Raw genomic sequence first — 16,498 nt, 5'->3', positions numbered from 1 at the left:
CCCGTTCTCTGGTGGTTGGTTGGTCTTATTGTTTCACCGCGCCTGCGGTCAGCCCGCTGACGAGATACCGTTGTAGGAGGAAGATCACGACGACCGCCGGCGCGATGCCGACGAAACTCGCCGCCATGAGCTCGTTCCAGATCACCTCTTGGCGACCGAAATAGGCGAAGAGCCCGACCGGTAGCGGCATGTATTCGCTCTTGGAGTTGAAGGTCAGGGCATAAATGAACTGCTGGGCATAGGCGCCGATGAAGGTGGTGATCGCCACCACGGTGATGCCCGGCATGGCGATCGGCAGGATCACGCGGCGCAGCGTATAGAAATGGCTCGCGCCATCGACGAAAGCGGCCTCGTCGAGCTCACGCGGAATGCGCATCATGTAAGTGCGCAACAGCCAGATCGCCGACGGGATAAGGAAGGCGACACCCGGCATGATCATGGCGAGATAGGTGTTGAGCACGCCGAAGCTGCGCATCAGCCGGAAAAGCGGAATGAGCAGCACGGCGCCGGAGAACATGTTGACTGCGAGAAAGGCGCCGAGCAGCGCGCCGCTGCCGCGGAATTTGAAGCGGGCAAAGGCATAGGCCGCCGGAATGACCAGTATCAGCACGATGGCTGTGACGATGGTGGAGATGAAGAAGGAATTGAAGATGTACCGAGCGAAACCGGGCACGCTGTCCCACATGGTCCGATAGGCGGCGAATGATCCGTTTTCCGGCCAGAACTTGTAGGGGGAGGAAAAGAGCAGACCCAGCGGCTTCAGCGAAACGAGGAACCCCTCGACGAATGGCGCCAGAATGAAGGCCAGGAAAACAAAGATCCCGGCATAGATGGCGACGAGTTCGTACCAGCGATATCGGTTGATCAAGGCAGGCTGGCTCATTTCTGTTCTCCCGAGGACAGGCGGCTGGTGACCCGGAAATAGGCAAAGCAGAAGATCGACAGGAAGATGCAGATCAGCACCGCGCGTGCAGCACCCTCGCCGTATTTCTTCGACCCTATGGCGGTGCGGTAGGTATCGATGATCATCGTGGTAGTTTCGCCGTTCGGACCACCCTGCGTGAGGATCCAGATGATATCGAAGGAGTTAAAGGTCGCGATCAGCGACAACATCGACATCGTGATCAGCGACGGCACCAGCAGCGGCAGCGTGATGCGCCGGAATCGATAGAAGCGCCCTGCTCCATCCGTCCAGGCCGCCTCATACAGATCCTGCGGGATCGCCTGCATCGCAGCCAGCATGTAGAGCGTGACCAGCGGCACGCCGATCCACACGTCGGTAACGATTGTCGCCCAGAAGGCCGTCTCGCCGCGTGCGAGGAAAGCGATCGGTCCGTCGATGAGACCCCAGTTCTGCAGCACGCCGGAAATCATGCCGAACTGGCCGTTGTACATCCAGCCCCACATGAAGATGCCGATGGCCATCGGGACGATCCACGGCGGCATGGTGAGCAGCCGGAAAAGCGCGCGGCCGGGCACGGCTGCGTTCAGCATGGTCGCGCCGAAGACACCGATGATCATTTTGATCGAGACCGAGAAGAAGGTCCAAATGAAGGTGCGGAAGATGACCTCGGCGAAGGTCTCGTTGAAGATCTTGTCATAGTTGGCCCAGCCGACCCATTTCGTCGTCTTCTTCAGCGACGCGTCGGTGAACGACAGGATGAAGGTGTCGACAAGGGGATAGGCGACGATGACCGTGACGTAGAGCACGGCTGGTAGGAGCAGGATCCAGGCGAAGATGATCGTGCTGCGTTGAACACTCATCCCGCTTCTCCCCTCAAGCCGCGCGCGAGTGCAAGGCTTCGTCGAACCGATCCCAGATCGGCCTGAGATCGATCACGGTCCGCTTGCGCCGGGCCTCGTCCATCGACAAGGCGAGGATACCGGCTTCGAGCGCATCGATCGTCGAGACCGGCAGCGGCCGGCCGTCACGCACATGGCCGATGATGTCGGTCGCCATCTGCTCATCGGCGCCGTAGTGCTGCGACAGCTCGGTGGCCGCGTACTTGTTCTCGACCACCTTCTTGCCGCTCAGCATCTCGTGCACGTCAAAATAGCCGCGGATAAAATCCCCCTCGGCCATGCCCCGCGATCCCATGATGCAGAAGCGTCGGAACTGGTCCGGCACATTGAGATTGGTGTGGAAGTTCATGCCGACGCCATTGGCATATTCGACGATGGCGACCTGATAGTCGATGATGTCGCCGTCGCTGTCGAACACCTTGTCGGATCCCATCCAGCCGCTCGGCTTGCGATGGAAAAGCTCGAGATCGTTGATGCCCTCGCGTGCGGGGTCGTTTGCGGGAATGAAGCTCTTGCGGCCGCCGAAGCTGGCGACACGTTCCGGACGCGCACCGACGACGCCGTTGTAAAGGTCGAGGTCGTGGCAGCATTTTTCCAGCATGAAGCTGCCGGAATAGCGCTCGTAGCGGCGCCAGTCGCGCATGAAGAAGGCGCCGTGATAGGGTTCGATATGTTCGGATGCCTCGATCGAGACGACCTGGCCGAGCTTTCCTTCGGCAAGGGCCGCACGCAGGTCGCGATACATCGGCGCGTAGCGCAGCACGAGGCCGACCATCAGCCGCTCGTGACCGAATTTCGCCATCAACTGCGCAAGCTCCAGGCTTTCCTGGACCGTCGTCACGATCGGCTTTTCGCTGAAGACTTTGAGGCCGGCCTCGAGCCCGATCCGGATATGATCGAGATGCATGTGGTTGGGCGAACCGATCATCAGCAGGTCGAGCTTTTCATTGGCGATCAGCTCTTCAGGCGTCGCATAGGCCGTGCCGGCGGAGATGCCTTTTTCGGTCAGGCCCGGCAGTCCGGCCGGATTCGGATCGACGTATCCCGCGATCTCGAAGTTCTCATCCATGGCTTTGAAAACGTAGCCCAGATATCCCAGACGGAATCCGAGTCCGATTATCCCGACTTTCATGCGCGCACTGTTCCCTTGCCTTATGGCGTAATTTATTTTCGCAGACTGGGACAGTTTTTTCAGGTCGTCAACCTAAATCCGCGTATTTTGTAAAATTGTGAAATTCATTTTCATAAACCCGGAAAATACCGGAAATGCGGGAATAGCCTCTACAACCAATAAGAGAGGCAACCCCTTCACGCCACAACAGAGGGAAAGCGGTCCAGACCAATGGGGCTCGCCGCGCAGTGCATCTCCATCGCGCCAGAACGAATTGTTGACGAAACTACCGTCCCATTCGAGAACTGATGCTTCGTTCGGCTGCCTGCAAGGCGTCGTGGATCAACACCGCGAGCACCGCGACGATGAGGCCGCCTTGTACGACGAAGGCGAGATTGTTCGACTGGAGGCCGGCGATGATCACCTCGCCGAGCGTCCTTGCCGCGACCGTCGAGCCGATCGTCGCCGTCGCCAGACTGATCACCACGGAGAGCCGGATGCCGGCGAGGATGACCGGCATCGCCAGCGGCAGTTCGATTTTCATCAGCCGCTGGCGCCCGGTCATGCCGGTGCCCCGCGCCGCCTCCATGATCGAAGGCGGCAAGGTCGTAAGCCCAGTCAGAGCATTCTCGAAGATCGGCAGCAGGCCGTAGAGGAAGAGCGCAATCAGCGTCGGCTTCTCGCCGAAGCCGAAGATCGGCACGGCGAGCGCCAGCACCGCAACCGGCGGAAACGTCTGGCCGATGTTCACAAGGCTGCGCGAAAGCGGCAGGAATTCTGCTCCGGAAGTGCGTGTCACCAGGATCGCCAGAGCCAGCGCGACCACCGTCGCGCCAGCCGTTGCAATCGCGACAGTGCGCAGATGCAGAAACGTCAGTTGCAGCAGGCTGCCCTGGTTATAGATGGCCGGCGCATTCTCCTGCACAAGCGGTCGCAACAGCGGCTCGAACCACTGCGGCTGGACCAGAAACGCGATCAGAAGGGCTAGAGCAAGCAGCCGGAACAGGTTGGGAAGACGCAGCATCACGATGGCCCCGCGGCACGCTGCGCCAAGCTTTCAAGACTGACCTTGCCGATGAGGACACCATCGGGGCCGACGACGGGAAGAGCCTTGCGGCCGGACCAGAGAAGCGTCGACAGGGCCTCGCGTTGACTGGCAGCGCTTGAGATCGCCTCTCCCTCAGCGGTACCCGGTTCAACGGCTGATGACACCGGCTCGATCGCCAGCAGGCGAAACGGGCGCTCACCGGCCCCGATCAGGCTCTCGACGAAAGCGGTCGCCGGTTTGACGAGCATTTCGGCCGGCGTTGCGTATTGCACCACCTCGCCCTTGTCCATGACCGCAATCCGGTCGGCCAGATGGAAAGCCTCCTCCATGTCGTGCGTGACGAGGACAACAGTCGTTTCGAAATGTTTCTGGATCGCCAGCAGGTCGTCCTGGGCCTTGGCGCGAATGATCGGGTCGAGCGCGCCGAAGGGCTCGTCCATCAGCAGCACCTTCGGCTCTGCCGCAAGCGCGCGGGCAACGCCGACGCGCTGCTGCTGGCCGCCGGAGAGTTCGTGCGGATAGCGCGGGCCGAACGCCGCGGGGTCGAGCTGAAAAAGCGTCAGCAGCTCGGCGACCTTCGCGTCTATGCGGGCGCGATCCCAGCCGAGCAGCGTCGGCACGGTGGCGATGTTCTGAGCGACCGTGCGATGTGGAAACAACCCGTGCCCCTGGATCGCATAGCCGATCCGGCGACGCAGCTCGTAGCCCGGCAACGAGCGGTTATCCTCGCCATCGAGCCTGATCGTGCCCGATGTCGGTTCGACCAGACGATTGATCATCCTAAGCAGCGTCGTCTTGCCGGAACCGGACGTGCCGACGATAACGGTAACCGTGCGCGGCGCGATCGTCAGGCGGACATCCCTGACGACAGTGGTTTCGCCATAGCGCTTGGTAATGCCTTCGATCTCGATCATGCGCTTTGCACCTGGTTGCGGTTCGGAGTAGCCGCCTCGATCACGGCGTCGAGGACGATTGCGGCCGTGAAGGCAAGGATAACGGTCGGCACTGCCCCGAGCAGCACCAGATCCATCGCCGTCTGCCCCACCCCCTGGAAGACGAAGACGCCGAAACCGCCGCCGCCGATCAGCGCCGCGATCGTCGCCAACCCGATGTTCTGAACGAGCACGATGCGAATGCCGGTGAGAACGACCGGAAAAGCCAGCGGAAACTCGATACCGGCAAGGCGTTGGAAGTCGGTCATGCCGATGCCGCGTGCCGCGTCGTTGGCTTCTCGCGGCACGCCGGCAAGCCCCACCACTGTATTGGCGACGACAGGCAGCAGCGAATAGAGGAAAAGGGCAACGAATGCCGGTGCCGCCCCGATCCCACGGATGCCGATGGCGGCAGCACCCGGAACATGGATCGCAATCCAGCCAAGCGGCGCTATCAGAATGCCGAAAAGTGCAATCGACGGGATCGTCTGGATCGCATTCAGGACACCCAAAAGGCCATCGCGCAGGCGCGTGACACGATGGCAGAGAACGCCGAGCGGAATGCCGACAATGGTGGCGGCGGCAAGCGAACCCAAGGCGAGCATCACATGCTTGCCTGCCTCGGCCCAGAAGGTGTCGGCGCGGCTGGCATATTCTTTCAGAAGCGACAGACCGTCCCAGGTGCCGGACCACAGGAGCGCGGCAATAAAACCAAGGACGGCGGCAAGGAACAGCACTCGCACCAGCGGGGATGGACGCATCCGGGTCAATGCGTCGGCCGCTAGAAGACCGAGCGCAAACAAAAGAATCCAGAACCCTGATGCTGGCGAAACGCGGGCGTAGGTATTTTCAGGCGGCGTCAGGTGGCCGGCTGCAGCACCGATACCGAGCGCCAATGCCGCGATCGTCGAAAAGGCGATGGCAAGGCGTAGCGGGCTTGGCGTTTTCAGGAGGGCGACAACCGCCGTGGCGATCACGAGGATAAGGATGATGGCAGCCCACGCCGGAGGCAACGCCTCGCCGAGCGATCTCGCCTCGCCGGCGACGATGCGGTTGGCACGAAAAGTCGCAAAGGGCGCCAGCAAGGCGCCGTAGGCGGTAAGCACGGCAATGATCACGCCAAGCTTGTCCACGCGGAGCTGCATCAGATCCCTTTTTCTCGCCCGGCTTCCGCTCGACGGACCTTGGTCGTTCTACGCCTAGAAAACAAAACGCTGGTCGGATGCGTGCATCCGACCAGCGTCGCGCATTTGCGTCAACCTATTTCAGAAAGCCGTTCTTCTTCAGGAAGTCTTCGGCAACCGTCTTGGCCGGTTCACCACCGACTTGGACGCGGCCATTCAACTCCTGCAGTGTCACCAGATCGAGTTTCTCGAAGACCGGCTTCAGCAGGGACTCGATCTGAGGATTTTCCTTCAGCACTGCCTCGCGAATGATCGGAGCCGGCTGGTAGATCGGCTGGACTGCCTTGTCGTCTTCCAACACCACGAGGCCGGAGGGGGCGATGCCGCCATCGGTGCCGTAGACCATCGCGGCATTGGCACCATTCGTCTGGTTAGCAGCCGCAGCGATTGTCGCTGCCGTATCGCCACCCGAAAGCGTGATCAGCTGCTCCGGCTTCAACGTGAAGGCGTAGGTCGTCTGGAATGCGGGAAGCGCTGCTGCCGAGTTGACGAATTCGGACGATGCGGCGAGCACGATGTTTCCGCCGCCGGCAACATACTTGCCGAAATCGGACAACGTCGCCAGCTTGTTGGCTTCAGCGACGTCCTTGCGCAGCCCGATTGCCCAGGTGTTGTTGGCCGGCGATGGCGTCAGCCAGACAATCTTGTTGGCGTCGTAGTCGAGCTTCTTGGCGGACTCGTAGGCCTTCGCCGCGTCCTTCCAGACCGGGTCATCGGCCTTCTCGAAGAAGAAGGCGGCATTGCCGGTGTACTCCGGGTAGATGTCGATCTCGCCGGCGGTGATCGCCTTGCGCACCACCGGTGTAGCACCGAGCTGTACGCGGTCTACAGTTTTGATATTATTGGCATTCAACACAGCAAGGATGATGTTGCCGAGCACACCGCCTTCTGTATCGATCTTGGAGGACACCACGACGTCGGCGTTGGCGGCGGCTGCAGTGAGTGTCAAGGCAAAGGCTGTCCCGATAAGCAGTTTGGTCAGGCGCATGGAGATCTCCCTCGAAATTCAGTCCCGCAGTTTGATCACGGAATATTCGCGTCGTCCGGGCAAGCCATTCCATATATGTCAGTCTTCGACGAAAAATAGAGCTGCACGCAGGAAGTGCGGCGCGCGAAAAATTCCAACATCAAGTAACGCGATCGAAAGCATCAACTACCGCATGGGGCAGCGTAGGATTGGACGTTGCAATCAACAGCGTTGTCGGTCACTCTGATTGAGGCCCGCCGGAAACATCCGCTTTCACTCTTGGTTGCGATGCCGCTCGATCCGAACCGCTTGGGGGCTGGCGGCGCGGGTTCGCCCGGCGAACGTTCGGGGAATTGATGTCAATCTATCTTCTCGCGCTTCTCATCGGCGTGGTCGCCGGCCTTCGCGTCATGACTGCACCTGCCGCCGTCAGCATTGGTGCGGCCGCCGGCTGGTTGCCGCTTTCCGGCACCTGGGCAGCCTTCATGGGCTTCCGCTTTACGCCTTACATTTTCGGGCTCCTCGCGCTCGTTGAATTCGTCACCGACCAGTTGCCGAGCACACCGAGCCGCAAGGTGCCGCAACAGTTCGGCGCACGCATCGTCAGCGGCGGATTCTGCGGTGCGGTGCTGGGCACTGCCGGCGGTTCGTTGGTCGGCGGCCTGATTGCCGGCGTCATCGGCGCCGTGATCGGCACGCTTGGTGGCTATGAGGCGCGCAAACGCCTGGTCGCAGCCACCGGCGGTAAGGACCTGCCGATTGCCCTGCTGGAAGACGTCGTTGCAGTGCTGCTCGCGCTCTGGGTGGTGTCCTCGGTCCTATGACAAAACATTTCGACGCCATCATCATCGGCGCAGGCCAGGCGGGACCATCATTGGCCGGTCGTCTGGCCGCGGCCGGCAAGGCCGTGGCGCTTATCGAGCGCAAGCTCTTCGGCGGCACCTGCGTCAACACCGGCTGCATGCCGACCAAGGCGATGGTCGCCAGCGCCTACGCCGTGCACATGGCGCGTCGCGGTGCCGATTTCGGCGTGACAACCGGCCCGGTTTCGGTCGATTTCAAGCGCGTCATGGCGCGCAAGGACAAGGTGAGGACCGACGCCCGCACGGGCGTTGAAAACTGGCTCAAGGGGATGGAAAACTGCACCGTCATCGAAGGTCATGCCCAATTTGAGGACCCGCACACGATCCGGGTGGGCGAAGAAATCCTCACTGCCGACCAGATTTTCCTGAACACCGGCGGTCGGGCGGCAGTACCGGATTTTCCCGGTGTCGACGACGTGCCTTTTCTCACCAATGTGTCGATGATGGACCAGGATGTTCTTCCAAGGCATCTGATCATCGTCGGCGGCAGTTATATCGGCCTTGAATTCGCCCAGATGTTCCGCCGCTTTGGCTCCGAGGTAACGGTGATCGAGAAGGGCCCGAAGCTGATTGCCCGCGAAGACCCAGATGTCTCAGATGCGGTCCTTGCGATCCTGGAGAAGGAGGGCATCCGGTTTCGGCTCAACGCCGAATGCATTCGTTTCGCCAGGCGAGGCGACGATGTCGTCGCCGGCGTCGATTGCACCTCGGGCGCGCCGGAGGTCACCGGCTCACATCTGCTGCTTGCGACGGGCCGCCGGCCGAACACCGACGATCTCGGGCTCGACAGGGCGGCCGTAAAGACCGACGCGCACGGCTATATTGAGGTCGATGACGCCTTGCGGACCAACGTGCCGCACATCTTCGCCATGGGAGATTGCAACGGCCGCGGCGCCTTCACCCACACTGCCTATAACGACTTCGAGATCGTCGCCGCCAACCTGCTCGACGGCGAGCAGCGGCGCGTCAGCGACCGCATCTCCACCTATGCGCTCTATATCGACCCGCCGCTCGGGCGCGCCGGCATGAGCGAGACCGAGGCGCGCAAGACCGGCCGCAAGATTGCCGTCGGTAGGAGGCCGATGACCCGGGTCGGCCGGGCGGTCGAAAAAGGCGAGACCGAGGGATTCATGAAGGTTGTCGTCGACGCCGACAGCAAGGAGATCCTCGGCGCATCGATCCTGGGCACCGGCGGCGACGAAGCGGTTCAGAGCATTCTCGACGTCATGTACGCCAAGAAGCCCTACACCACGATCACCCATGCGGTGCACATTCACCCGACGGTTTCGGAGCTTATCCCGACGGTCTTCGGGGATCTCGCGCCGGCAAACTGACGGTCGGCAAGCCGACCGTCAGGTGTTGGTTCAGACCAGCGCAGAGCGTGCGAGATGGTAGAAATACATCGCGCCACGTTCGAGGATTTCGTCGTTGAAGTCGTAGCGCGTGGTGTGGAGCCCGCTGCTCTCACCATTGCCAATCAGCACGTAGGCGCCGGGAACCTCTTCGAGCAGGAAGGAAAAGTCCTCGCTGCCCATCAACGGCTGGGCGAGTTCGACGAACGCGCCTTCACCGAATTTCTCGCTGATCACGGCGCGCGCCTCTGCGACCGCCTCCGCGTCGTTGATGGTCGCGGGATAACCGACCTGCCAGCCGAAAGTAACATCGGCATTGAAGCTCTGCGCCTGGAAACGCGCAATCTGCTCGACGCGCTCCTGCAACTGCTTTCGCACGGCAGGATCGGTTGCCCGCATGCTGATCTCCAGCACTGCGGTGTCGGGAATGATGTTGGACGCCGAGCCCGATTGGAACGAACCGACGGTCACGACCGAGGGCTGATGCGGCGAGACGTTGCGCGACACGAGCGTCTGCAGCGCCATGACGACGCTTGAGCCGACGACCACCGGATCGACCGTCAGTTCCGGCTGCGCCCCATGGCCGCCTTTGCCCCTGATCGTCAGCGTCAGCACATCGATCGAGGCGGCCATGGCACCGGCGCGCGTCGAGAAGGTACCGGCCGGCAGACCTGGCCAGTTGTGAAGCGCAAAGACGCGCTCGCAGGGAAAGCGCTTGAACAGGCCGTCCTCGATCATCAGCTTGCCGCCGCCGAAATTCTCCTCGGCGGGCTGGAAGATCAGATGCACGGTTCCGTTGAAACTCGCATCCTGCGACAGCGCCCAGGCGGCGCCCAGCAGCATGCTCGTGTGACCGTCATGGCCGCAGGCATGCATCGCGCCGGGATGCTGGCTCTGATAGGCGAGTCCTGTTTCTTCCTGCATCGGCAGCGCATCCATGTCGGCACGAAAGCCGATCGACCGGTTGCTGTTGCCGCGCTTCAGTGTCGCGACGATGCCGGTCGTTGCAAGCCCGCGCGTCACCTCGAAGCCCCAGGACTGCAGCAGGCCGGCGACGAATTCCGAGGTCTTCACTTCAGACAGGCCGATCTCCGGCATCTCGTGCAGCTTGTGGCGGATATTGACGAGTTCAGGCAGGAATTTCGACAGGATCACGTCGCGCATGGTGTTCTCCTCAAGCCATCTGCAGGAACTGGCGCAGGCGCGCCGACTTCGGGTCACGCATGACCTGCGACGGGGCGCCGCGTTCTTCAACGAGCCCCTTGTGAAGGAAGATGACTTCGCTGGAGATGTCGCGCGCCAGCGACATTTCATGCGTCACCATCACCATGGTGCGCCCCTCCTCCGCCAGTTTCTTGATGACCAGCAGCACCTCGTTGACGAGTTCCGGGTCCAGCGCCGATGTCGGCTCGTCGAAGAGCATCACATCGGGTTTCATCGCCAAAGCCCGCGCGATCGCTGCGCGTTGCTGCTGGCCGCCCGAAAGCTGGTTGGGATAGTGGTCGCGCTTCGGCGTGATGCCGACCTTCTCCATCAGCACCTCGGCCTCGCCGACGGCGTCCTTGCGCGTCATGCCAAGCACATGCATCGGCCCCTCGATGATGTTTTCGAGGATGGTCTTGTGGGACCAGAGATTGAAGCTCTGGAACACCATGCCGAGGCGGGTGCGGATATGCTCGAGCTGACGCTTGTCGGCGGCAACGAGCTTGCCGTCCTTGCCCTTCAACGTCCTGATCACTTCGCCCGATACCGAGATTTCGCCCTCGTCGGGCGTCTCGAGATAGTTGATGCAGCGCAGCAGCGTGCTTTTGCCAGAGCCGCTGCTGCCGATCAGCGAAATGACGTCGCCGGATTTCGCTTCGAACGAAACACCCTTGAGTACCTCGACCGAGCCGAAGCTCTTGTGGATGTTCTTCACTGACAGTGCGGTTGCGACCATCATCGTTCCTCCCGTGGCGCCTCTGCGCGCCGTGTACCTATGCCTTCGCCGTGCGGTAGCGGGTCAGCCGCTTTTCGACGACGTTCATCACTCGCGTCAGAATGAAGACGACGGTGAAATAGATGATGCCGGCCGCGATCAACGGCTCGAAGATCAACAGCGACTGACGCTGCAGCATGCGCGCGGTGCCCATCACCTCGAGAATGGTGATCGTCGAGGCGAGCGAGGTCGTCTTCAAAAGGATGATCAGATCGCCCGTCAGAACCGGCAAGCAGGATCGCAGCGCCTGCGGCAGCGTGATCCGCCTGAGTATCATCGACGATCGCATGCCGATCGATTTTGCGGCCTCGATCTGCCCACGCGGGATCGCCTTGATCGCGCCGCGGATGACTTCGGCATTGTAGGCCGCCTGGTTGAGGCTGAGCGCGAAGATCGCGTACCACAGGCCGTCGCGAAGATACGGCCACAGGAAGCTGTGGCGAACCCAGGTTCCCGGCAGGACCTGCCCGAGGCCGTAATAGATGAGATAAATCTGCACGAGTAGCGGCGTACCGCGAAACGCGAAGGTGAAGACATAGGCCGGCATCGATAGGATGCGTCGGGTCGAAAGCCGGGCGAGCGCGACAAACGTGCCTATGACCAGACCGAAGACGCCGGCAACGGCGGTCAACAGCAGCGTCAGCGGGGTCGCCTTGATGAGCGCCGGCAAGAAGCCGACAACGTTGGAGATCGTTTCCATCAATTGTGCCCCCGGTTAAGGCGGCGTTCGATCTGCGCGATCACCAAGGCTGAGACAAGCGTAATCAGCAGGAACAGGACGGCCGTCAGCCCGTAGAAGAAAATGTATTGCTTGGTGCCCGCGGCAGCGCGGTAGCCGGTATAGAGCAACTCGCTGAACGAGCCGAGCACGCTGATGATGGCGCTTTCCTTGGTGATGGAAAGCCAGAGATTGCCCATGCCGGGCACGGCGTGGCGCATCATCTGCGGCAGCACGATACGGGTGAAGACCTTGCGTGGCCGCATGCCGATCGAAACCGCAGCCTCGATCTGCCCGGGCGGAACGGCGAGGAAGGCCGAACGCAGCACTTCTGTCATGAACGCGCCGGAGACGAAGGCAAGCGCGATGATTGCCGCCCAGAACGAGCTGAACTGAAACGTCTCGGCGACGAGACCAAAATGCTTCAGCAGCCGCTCAGCGCCGCTTGCCACCGAGAAATACAGAAGCAGGATAACCAGGAGTTCGGGAAGCGAACGCACGACGGTCGTGTAGATATCGGCCAGAAGACGTGGCAAGCGGTGCTTCGACAGCTTGCCGGCAGCGCCCAGCAGCCCGAAGACGACCGCGACTGCATAGGCGACCACGGATACCTGCAGCGTCATCACCAGGCCCCAGGCGAAATCATCGCCCCAGCCCTCGCCGCCCCAGGCAAGCAATTGCCAGTAATACTCCATCCGTCGCTACCTGTTCCCGATTGGTGTCGTCAGCCAAAGGCTGCGATGATGCCCCGGACGCTGCGGTCCGTTTGGCGATCGAGGGCGAAGGGCCTCGGCCCGTCGCCCTCGAAAACGTCCGTTATCACTTCTTGCCGAAGATCCACTTGTCGACGAGCGTCTTGATCTGCCCATCCTTTTCGAGAGCGGCGAGGCCGGCATTGACCTTCTCGAGGTTCGCAGCGTCGCCCTTGCGCACCGCATAGGCAACACCTTCGCCGAGTACGGCGTTCTTGGGAACCTCGACCTTGACTTCGTAGTCGGCGCCGTCAGGCGACTTCAGGAACGTCTGGATGTAGAGGTCCGGGATCAGAACGTAGTCGACGCGGCCGGCGACGAGATCGGCGACGGAGTTGTCGGCGGTATCGTAGCTCTTGGCCTCGGCGCCCGGCAGATACTTGGCGACGTAGGCCGATTGCACGCTCGACGTCTGAACGCCGATGATCTTGCCCTCGACGCTGGCCGGATCGATGATCTGGCCACCGCCGTCGGCGGCGTCGGTCGTCTTGATCTCGCTGGTGTCGGACTTGGCGCCGACGAAGGACGTGCCTTCGGTGTAGTAAGGCGTCGAGAAGTCGACGACCTTGCGGCGCTCATCGGTGATCGAGAACGCACCGATGATGAAATCGACCTTGTTTTCCTTCAGCGACGGGATGAGGCCATCCCACGCCATCTGGTTGATGTCGCACTTCACGGCCATCTTTTCGCAGAGGGCACGCGACAGGTCGGCTTCAAGGCCTTCCCATTCGCCGCCGGCGTTGACCTGCGTGAACGGCATGTAGGGCTCGGGCGTCATGCCCAGACGCAGCGTGTCCTCAGCGAAAGCAGCGCTTGCCGCCATGGTGAGGGCGATCCCCGCGAACAGGGCCGACTTGAAAGTTCTCATGATGTTTCCTCCGCGAATATTATGTCTGGATCAGAGCGTGTTGCTGAACCAGCGCAGCGACATGCAGGACAGGCCGGCGTCGATCTTGCCGATTTCAGTCGTCTTCATCGGCACGACCTTGTAGCCGAGCTTGTCGAGCATCTCGATCGTGCGCGGGAAGTCGGAGCCAACCATGACGACGTCGTTGACGCGCAGCGCATTGGCCGCCGGCTCTTCGCCTTCGGGAATAATGACCTGCTTGAAGCGGTCGAACACGCCGGACTTGGCAAGACGAGCGGTCGAGAGCACGGTTTCCTCATCGAGCAGCGAGCAATCGGTCTTGAAGTGCAATACGCCTTCCGGTGTGGTGACGATCTCGCTCTTGCGGCCGAGCTTGTCGAGGCACGCCTGCAGCGCTTCGGCGCCGACCTTGTCGGTGCGGGCGGAAAGACCGATCATCACGCTTTCGCGGGTCGTCAGCACGTCGCCGCCATCGGCAAGGCCGGTGCCCGGCAGATCGAGAACCGTCTCGAACATCGCGCGAAGCGTCGGCTCGATCTCGATGGTTTCCTTGACGCGGGTGGCAGCACCCGGACGCAGGAGGATCGCGCCTTCGGTGAACACCAGCGCCGGATCTTCGACGAAGATCGAATCCGGGAAGGCTTCGAGCGCCGGAAGCACGGTGACCTTGACGCCCGCATCCTTCATCGCAGCGATGTAGGTATCGTGCTCGGCCTTCACGCCCTCATAGGTCGGATTGCCACGGTCATCGGCACGCAGGCCGTTGACGACGGTGGTCGAGGGCGTGCGGACGATGATGTTGTTGAAATTGTAGACGGGGCGTGCTTGCGACATTTGTAGTACCTTTGGCTTGGATGAGGTGCTTCTATCGATCGGATGTGGCGGCGTAAAGCTTTTGCGTACCGGCGGGTTCTCTGCGTGACAAATGCACGCCGGCAAGCATGCAGCGCACGGAGCCGCCGGCAAGCTCGATGGTCGGCACGTCGAAGGCGAGCACGCGCGCCGAAACCTCGATCGCCTTGACCTGGTCCGGCCGAAGCGACGCAAGCGCACGCGCCGACATCACGACGACACGGCCATCGGCGCCGTCGAGTTCGATCGCGTTGCCGGCAAAATTCTCGATCTGATCGATCGTGAGATCGATGACCTGCCGGCCCGTTTCCTCCAGCCGCGCGCAAATTTCCTGTCGCCTTGCCGCGTCGGGGATCATGCTGGTGCCGATCAGCGCGAAATCCGTACCGATGCACATCAGCACATTGGTATGGTAGATCGAGTTGCCGTTGCGGTCGACCGCACCAAACACCATCGGCTCGAAGTTGAAGTGGGTGCAGAAGCGCTCCAGCGCCACCTCGTTGGTGCGGTTCGACCGGGCCGCATAGGCCACGCGACCGATATGGTCGAGCACCATGGCGCCGGTGCCTTCAAGATAGACGCCGTCCTTTTCGAGGCCTGAGTAGTCGATCACGTCCTGGACGCGATACTCGTTCTTGAGCATCTCGATGATGTCGGCGCGGCGTTCGCTCTGACGGCTTTCCGAATACATCGGATAGATGGCCACATGTCCGCCCGAATGGGTGGAGAACCAGTTGTTCGGGAACACCGAGTCCGGACGGGTCATCGTCTCGTCTTCGAACAGGTGGACGGCGACGCCGGCGGCCGACAGGCCATCAGCCATGCGCGTCACTTCATCAAAAGCGGCAGTTGCGATCGCCGAGGGCTTGCGCGCCTCGTCAGTCGACTGGAAGGCATTGTCCTTGGCCGTCATCGGGTTCGGGCCGAAATGGTGCGGACGGATCATCACGACACCCTTCGGCGCCTGTACGGACAGTCTCTTCATCTCAGGCAACGCTCCGCTCGGCAATGACAGCGGCCGCCGGCTGCTTGAACAGTCCGTAGAGATCACGCGGATGCTCCGGCTGCGTCGTCAGGTCGAGCTCGGTGTAGAAGGCCGTGCCCTGGATCCTGTCACGAAGGAAGCGCAGCGCCGAAAAGTCTTCCGTGGCAAAGCCGACGGAATCAAAGATGGTGATCTGCGAGCCCGACCGGCGGCCTTCAGCCTCGCCGGCAATCACGCGCCAGAGTTCGATCACCGGGAAGTCCGGCGCCATCTGCTGGATTTCTCCTTCGATCCGCGTCTGCTCCGGATATTCGACGAAGACATCGGCACGGCGCAGGATATCGCCCTGCAGTTCGGTCTTGCCGGGGCAGTCGCCCCCTACGGCGTTGATGTGCACGCCGGCGCCGACCATATTGTCGGAGAGGATCGTCGCGTTGCGCTTGTCGGCCGTCACCGTCGTGATGATGTCGGCGCCAGCAACGGCCTCTTCTGCGGTCTTGGCGACAACGATATCGAAATCCATGTCGGCGAGGTTCTTCAGGAACTTGTCCGCCGCTTCGATGTCGATATCGAACACCTGCAGGCGCTTGATCCCGAGCAGGGCCCGGAAGGCGAGCGCCTGGAATTCCGACTGCGCGCCAAGCCCGATGATCGCCATCGAGCGGGCATCGGGGCGAGCCAGGTACTTTGCGGCCAATGCAGAGGTCGCCGCCGTGCGCAGACCCGTCATGATCGTCATCTCGGAGACGAGGCAGGGATAACCAGTGCTGACGTCCGAGAGAACACCGAAGGCCGTCACAGTCTGCAAGCCAACATTCGGATTCTTCGGGTGGCCGTTGACGTATTTGAAGCCGTAATGCTCGCCGTCGGACGTCGGCATCAATTCGATGACCCCCGTCTTCGAATGGCTCGCCAGCCGCGGGGTTTTCTCAAAAGCGTTCCACCTGCGGAAATCGTCTTCGATATATTCCGCAAGACCCAACAGGAACGTTTCAATGCCGATCGATTTGACCAGCTCGATTACGTTGCCGACACCGACATACTGAACCACGATTTCATCTCCATCGGGAAATTCGATGAGGTCA

The 16,498-nt window shown here is 61.5% G+C and carries 17 protein-coding genes; 2 read left to right on the top strand and 15 right to left on the bottom strand.

Going from position 1 to position 16,498, the window contains the following annotated elements; genetic code table 11:
- Window positions 1-25 precede the first annotated feature (25 nt).
- The 7 genes from C6558_RS10785 to C6558_RS10755 all read right to left on the bottom strand — a co-directional run bounded on the left by C6558_RS10785 (window position 26) and on the right by C6558_RS10755 (window position 7,066).
- Window positions 26-883, bottom strand: a complete 858-nt coding sequence (locus C6558_RS10785; RefSeq protein WP_025428653.1) for a carbohydrate ABC transporter permease — start codon at window positions 881-883, stop codon at window positions 26-28.
- Window positions 880-1,764 carry a carbohydrate ABC transporter permease gene (locus tag C6558_RS10780; protein ID WP_025428652.1) on the bottom strand — a complete coding sequence of 295 codons (885 nt, stop codon included), beginning with the start codon at window positions 1,762-1,764 and terminating at the stop codon, window positions 880-882. The genes C6558_RS10785 and C6558_RS10780 overlap by 4 nt, the downstream gene beginning before the upstream one ends.
- A 13-nt stretch (window positions 1,765-1,777) precedes the next feature.
- Window positions 1,778-2,935: a Gfo/Idh/MocA family protein gene (locus C6558_RS10775; protein ID WP_025428651.1), complete on the bottom strand. Its 1,158-nt coding sequence runs from the start codon at window positions 2,933-2,935 to the stop codon at window positions 1,778-1,780.
- 265 nt (window positions 2,936-3,200) lie between these two features.
- Window positions 3,201-3,938, bottom strand: coding sequence for an ABC transporter permease (locus C6558_RS10770; RefSeq protein ID WP_025428650.1), 738 nt, complete (start codon window positions 3,936-3,938; stop codon window positions 3,201-3,203).
- Window positions 3,938-4,876 (bottom strand): ABC transporter ATP-binding protein, encoded by a 939-nt coding sequence (locus C6558_RS10765; protein ID WP_025428649.1) that lies wholly within the window; start codon window positions 4,874-4,876, stop codon window positions 3,938-3,940. Before C6558_RS10765 ends, C6558_RS10770 begins: the two co-directional genes overlap by 1 nt.
- Window positions 4,873-6,039 (bottom strand): ABC transporter permease, encoded by a 1,167-nt coding sequence (locus tag C6558_RS10760; protein ID WP_025428648.1) that lies wholly within the window; start codon window positions 6,037-6,039, stop codon window positions 4,873-4,875. Before C6558_RS10760 ends, C6558_RS10765 begins: the two co-directional genes overlap by 4 nt.
- A 115-nt stretch (window positions 6,040-6,154) precedes the next feature.
- On the bottom strand, window positions 6,155-7,066 hold the full coding sequence (locus C6558_RS10755; RefSeq protein ID WP_025428647.1) for an ABC transporter substrate-binding protein: 912 nt from the start codon (window positions 7,064-7,066) through the stop codon (window positions 6,155-6,157).
- A gap of 335 nt (window positions 7,067-7,401) precedes the next feature.
- Here C6558_RS10755 and C6558_RS10750 point away from each other — a divergent pair, with 335 nt between their 5' ends.
- Window positions 7,402-7,869, top strand: a complete 468-nt coding sequence (locus tag C6558_RS10750; RefSeq protein WP_025428646.1) for a membrane protein — start codon at window positions 7,402-7,404, stop codon at window positions 7,867-7,869.
- Window positions 7,866-9,242, top strand: coding sequence for an FAD-containing oxidoreductase (locus C6558_RS10745; RefSeq protein ID WP_107027224.1), 1,377 nt, complete (start codon window positions 7,866-7,868; stop codon window positions 9,240-9,242). The genes C6558_RS10750 and C6558_RS10745 overlap by 4 nt, the downstream gene beginning before the upstream one ends.
- 30 nt (window positions 9,243-9,272) lie before the next feature.
- Here C6558_RS10745 and C6558_RS10740 read toward each other — a convergent pair whose 3' ends face one another.
- From C6558_RS10740 to C6558_RS10705, 8 genes are all read right to left on the bottom strand, one after another.
- Entirely contained in the window at window positions 9,273-10,424 is a 1,152-nt protein-coding gene (locus tag C6558_RS10740; RefSeq protein ID WP_107027223.1) for a M20 aminoacylase family protein, read from the bottom strand.
- Between the two features lie 10 nt (window positions 10,425-10,434).
- Entirely contained in the window at window positions 10,435-11,199 is a 765-nt protein-coding gene (locus C6558_RS10735) for an ABC transporter ATP-binding protein (protein WP_025428643.1), read from the bottom strand.
- A 37-nt stretch (window positions 11,200-11,236) separates the two neighbouring features.
- Window positions 11,237-11,938, bottom strand: coding sequence for an ABC transporter permease (locus C6558_RS10730; protein ID WP_025428642.1), 702 nt, complete (start codon window positions 11,936-11,938; stop codon window positions 11,237-11,239).
- The gene (locus tag C6558_RS10725) at window positions 11,938-12,651 is read right to left on the bottom strand and encodes an ABC transporter permease (RefSeq protein ID WP_025428641.1); all 714 of its coding nucleotides are present in this window, start codon (window positions 12,649-12,651) and stop codon (window positions 11,938-11,940) included. Before C6558_RS10725 ends, C6558_RS10730 begins: the two co-directional genes overlap by 1 nt.
- 124 nt (window positions 12,652-12,775) lie before the next feature.
- The gene (locus tag C6558_RS10720; protein WP_025428640.1) at window positions 12,776-13,576 is read right to left on the bottom strand and encodes a transporter substrate-binding domain-containing protein; all 801 of its coding nucleotides are present in this window, start codon (window positions 13,574-13,576) and stop codon (window positions 12,776-12,778) included.
- A gap of 30 nt (window positions 13,577-13,606) precedes the next feature.
- Window positions 13,607-14,410 (bottom strand): dimethylarginine dimethylaminohydrolase family protein, encoded by an 804-nt coding sequence (locus C6558_RS10715; RefSeq protein WP_025428639.1) that lies wholly within the window; start codon window positions 14,408-14,410, stop codon window positions 13,607-13,609.
- Between the two features lie 31 nt (window positions 14,411-14,441).
- Window positions 14,442-15,413, bottom strand: a complete 972-nt coding sequence (gene ctlX, locus C6558_RS10710) for a citrulline utilization hydrolase CtlX (RefSeq protein ID WP_025428638.1) — start codon at window positions 15,411-15,413, stop codon at window positions 14,442-14,444.
- Window position 15,414: 1 nt separating this feature from the next.
- Window positions 15,415-16,467, bottom strand: coding sequence for an ornithine cyclodeaminase (locus tag C6558_RS10705; protein WP_277996393.1), 1,053 nt, complete (start codon window positions 16,465-16,467; stop codon window positions 15,415-15,417).
- Window positions 16,468-16,498 lie beyond the last annotated feature (31 nt).

The sequence above is a fragment of the Ensifer sp. NM-2 genome (assembly GCF_003024455.1).
Taxonomy (GTDB): domain Bacteria; phylum Pseudomonadota; class Alphaproteobacteria; order Rhizobiales; family Rhizobiaceae; genus Ensifer; species Ensifer canadensis.
The sequence above is the reverse complement of the archived record's forward strand: the minus strand, read 5'-3'. Positions and strand labels throughout refer to the sequence as shown.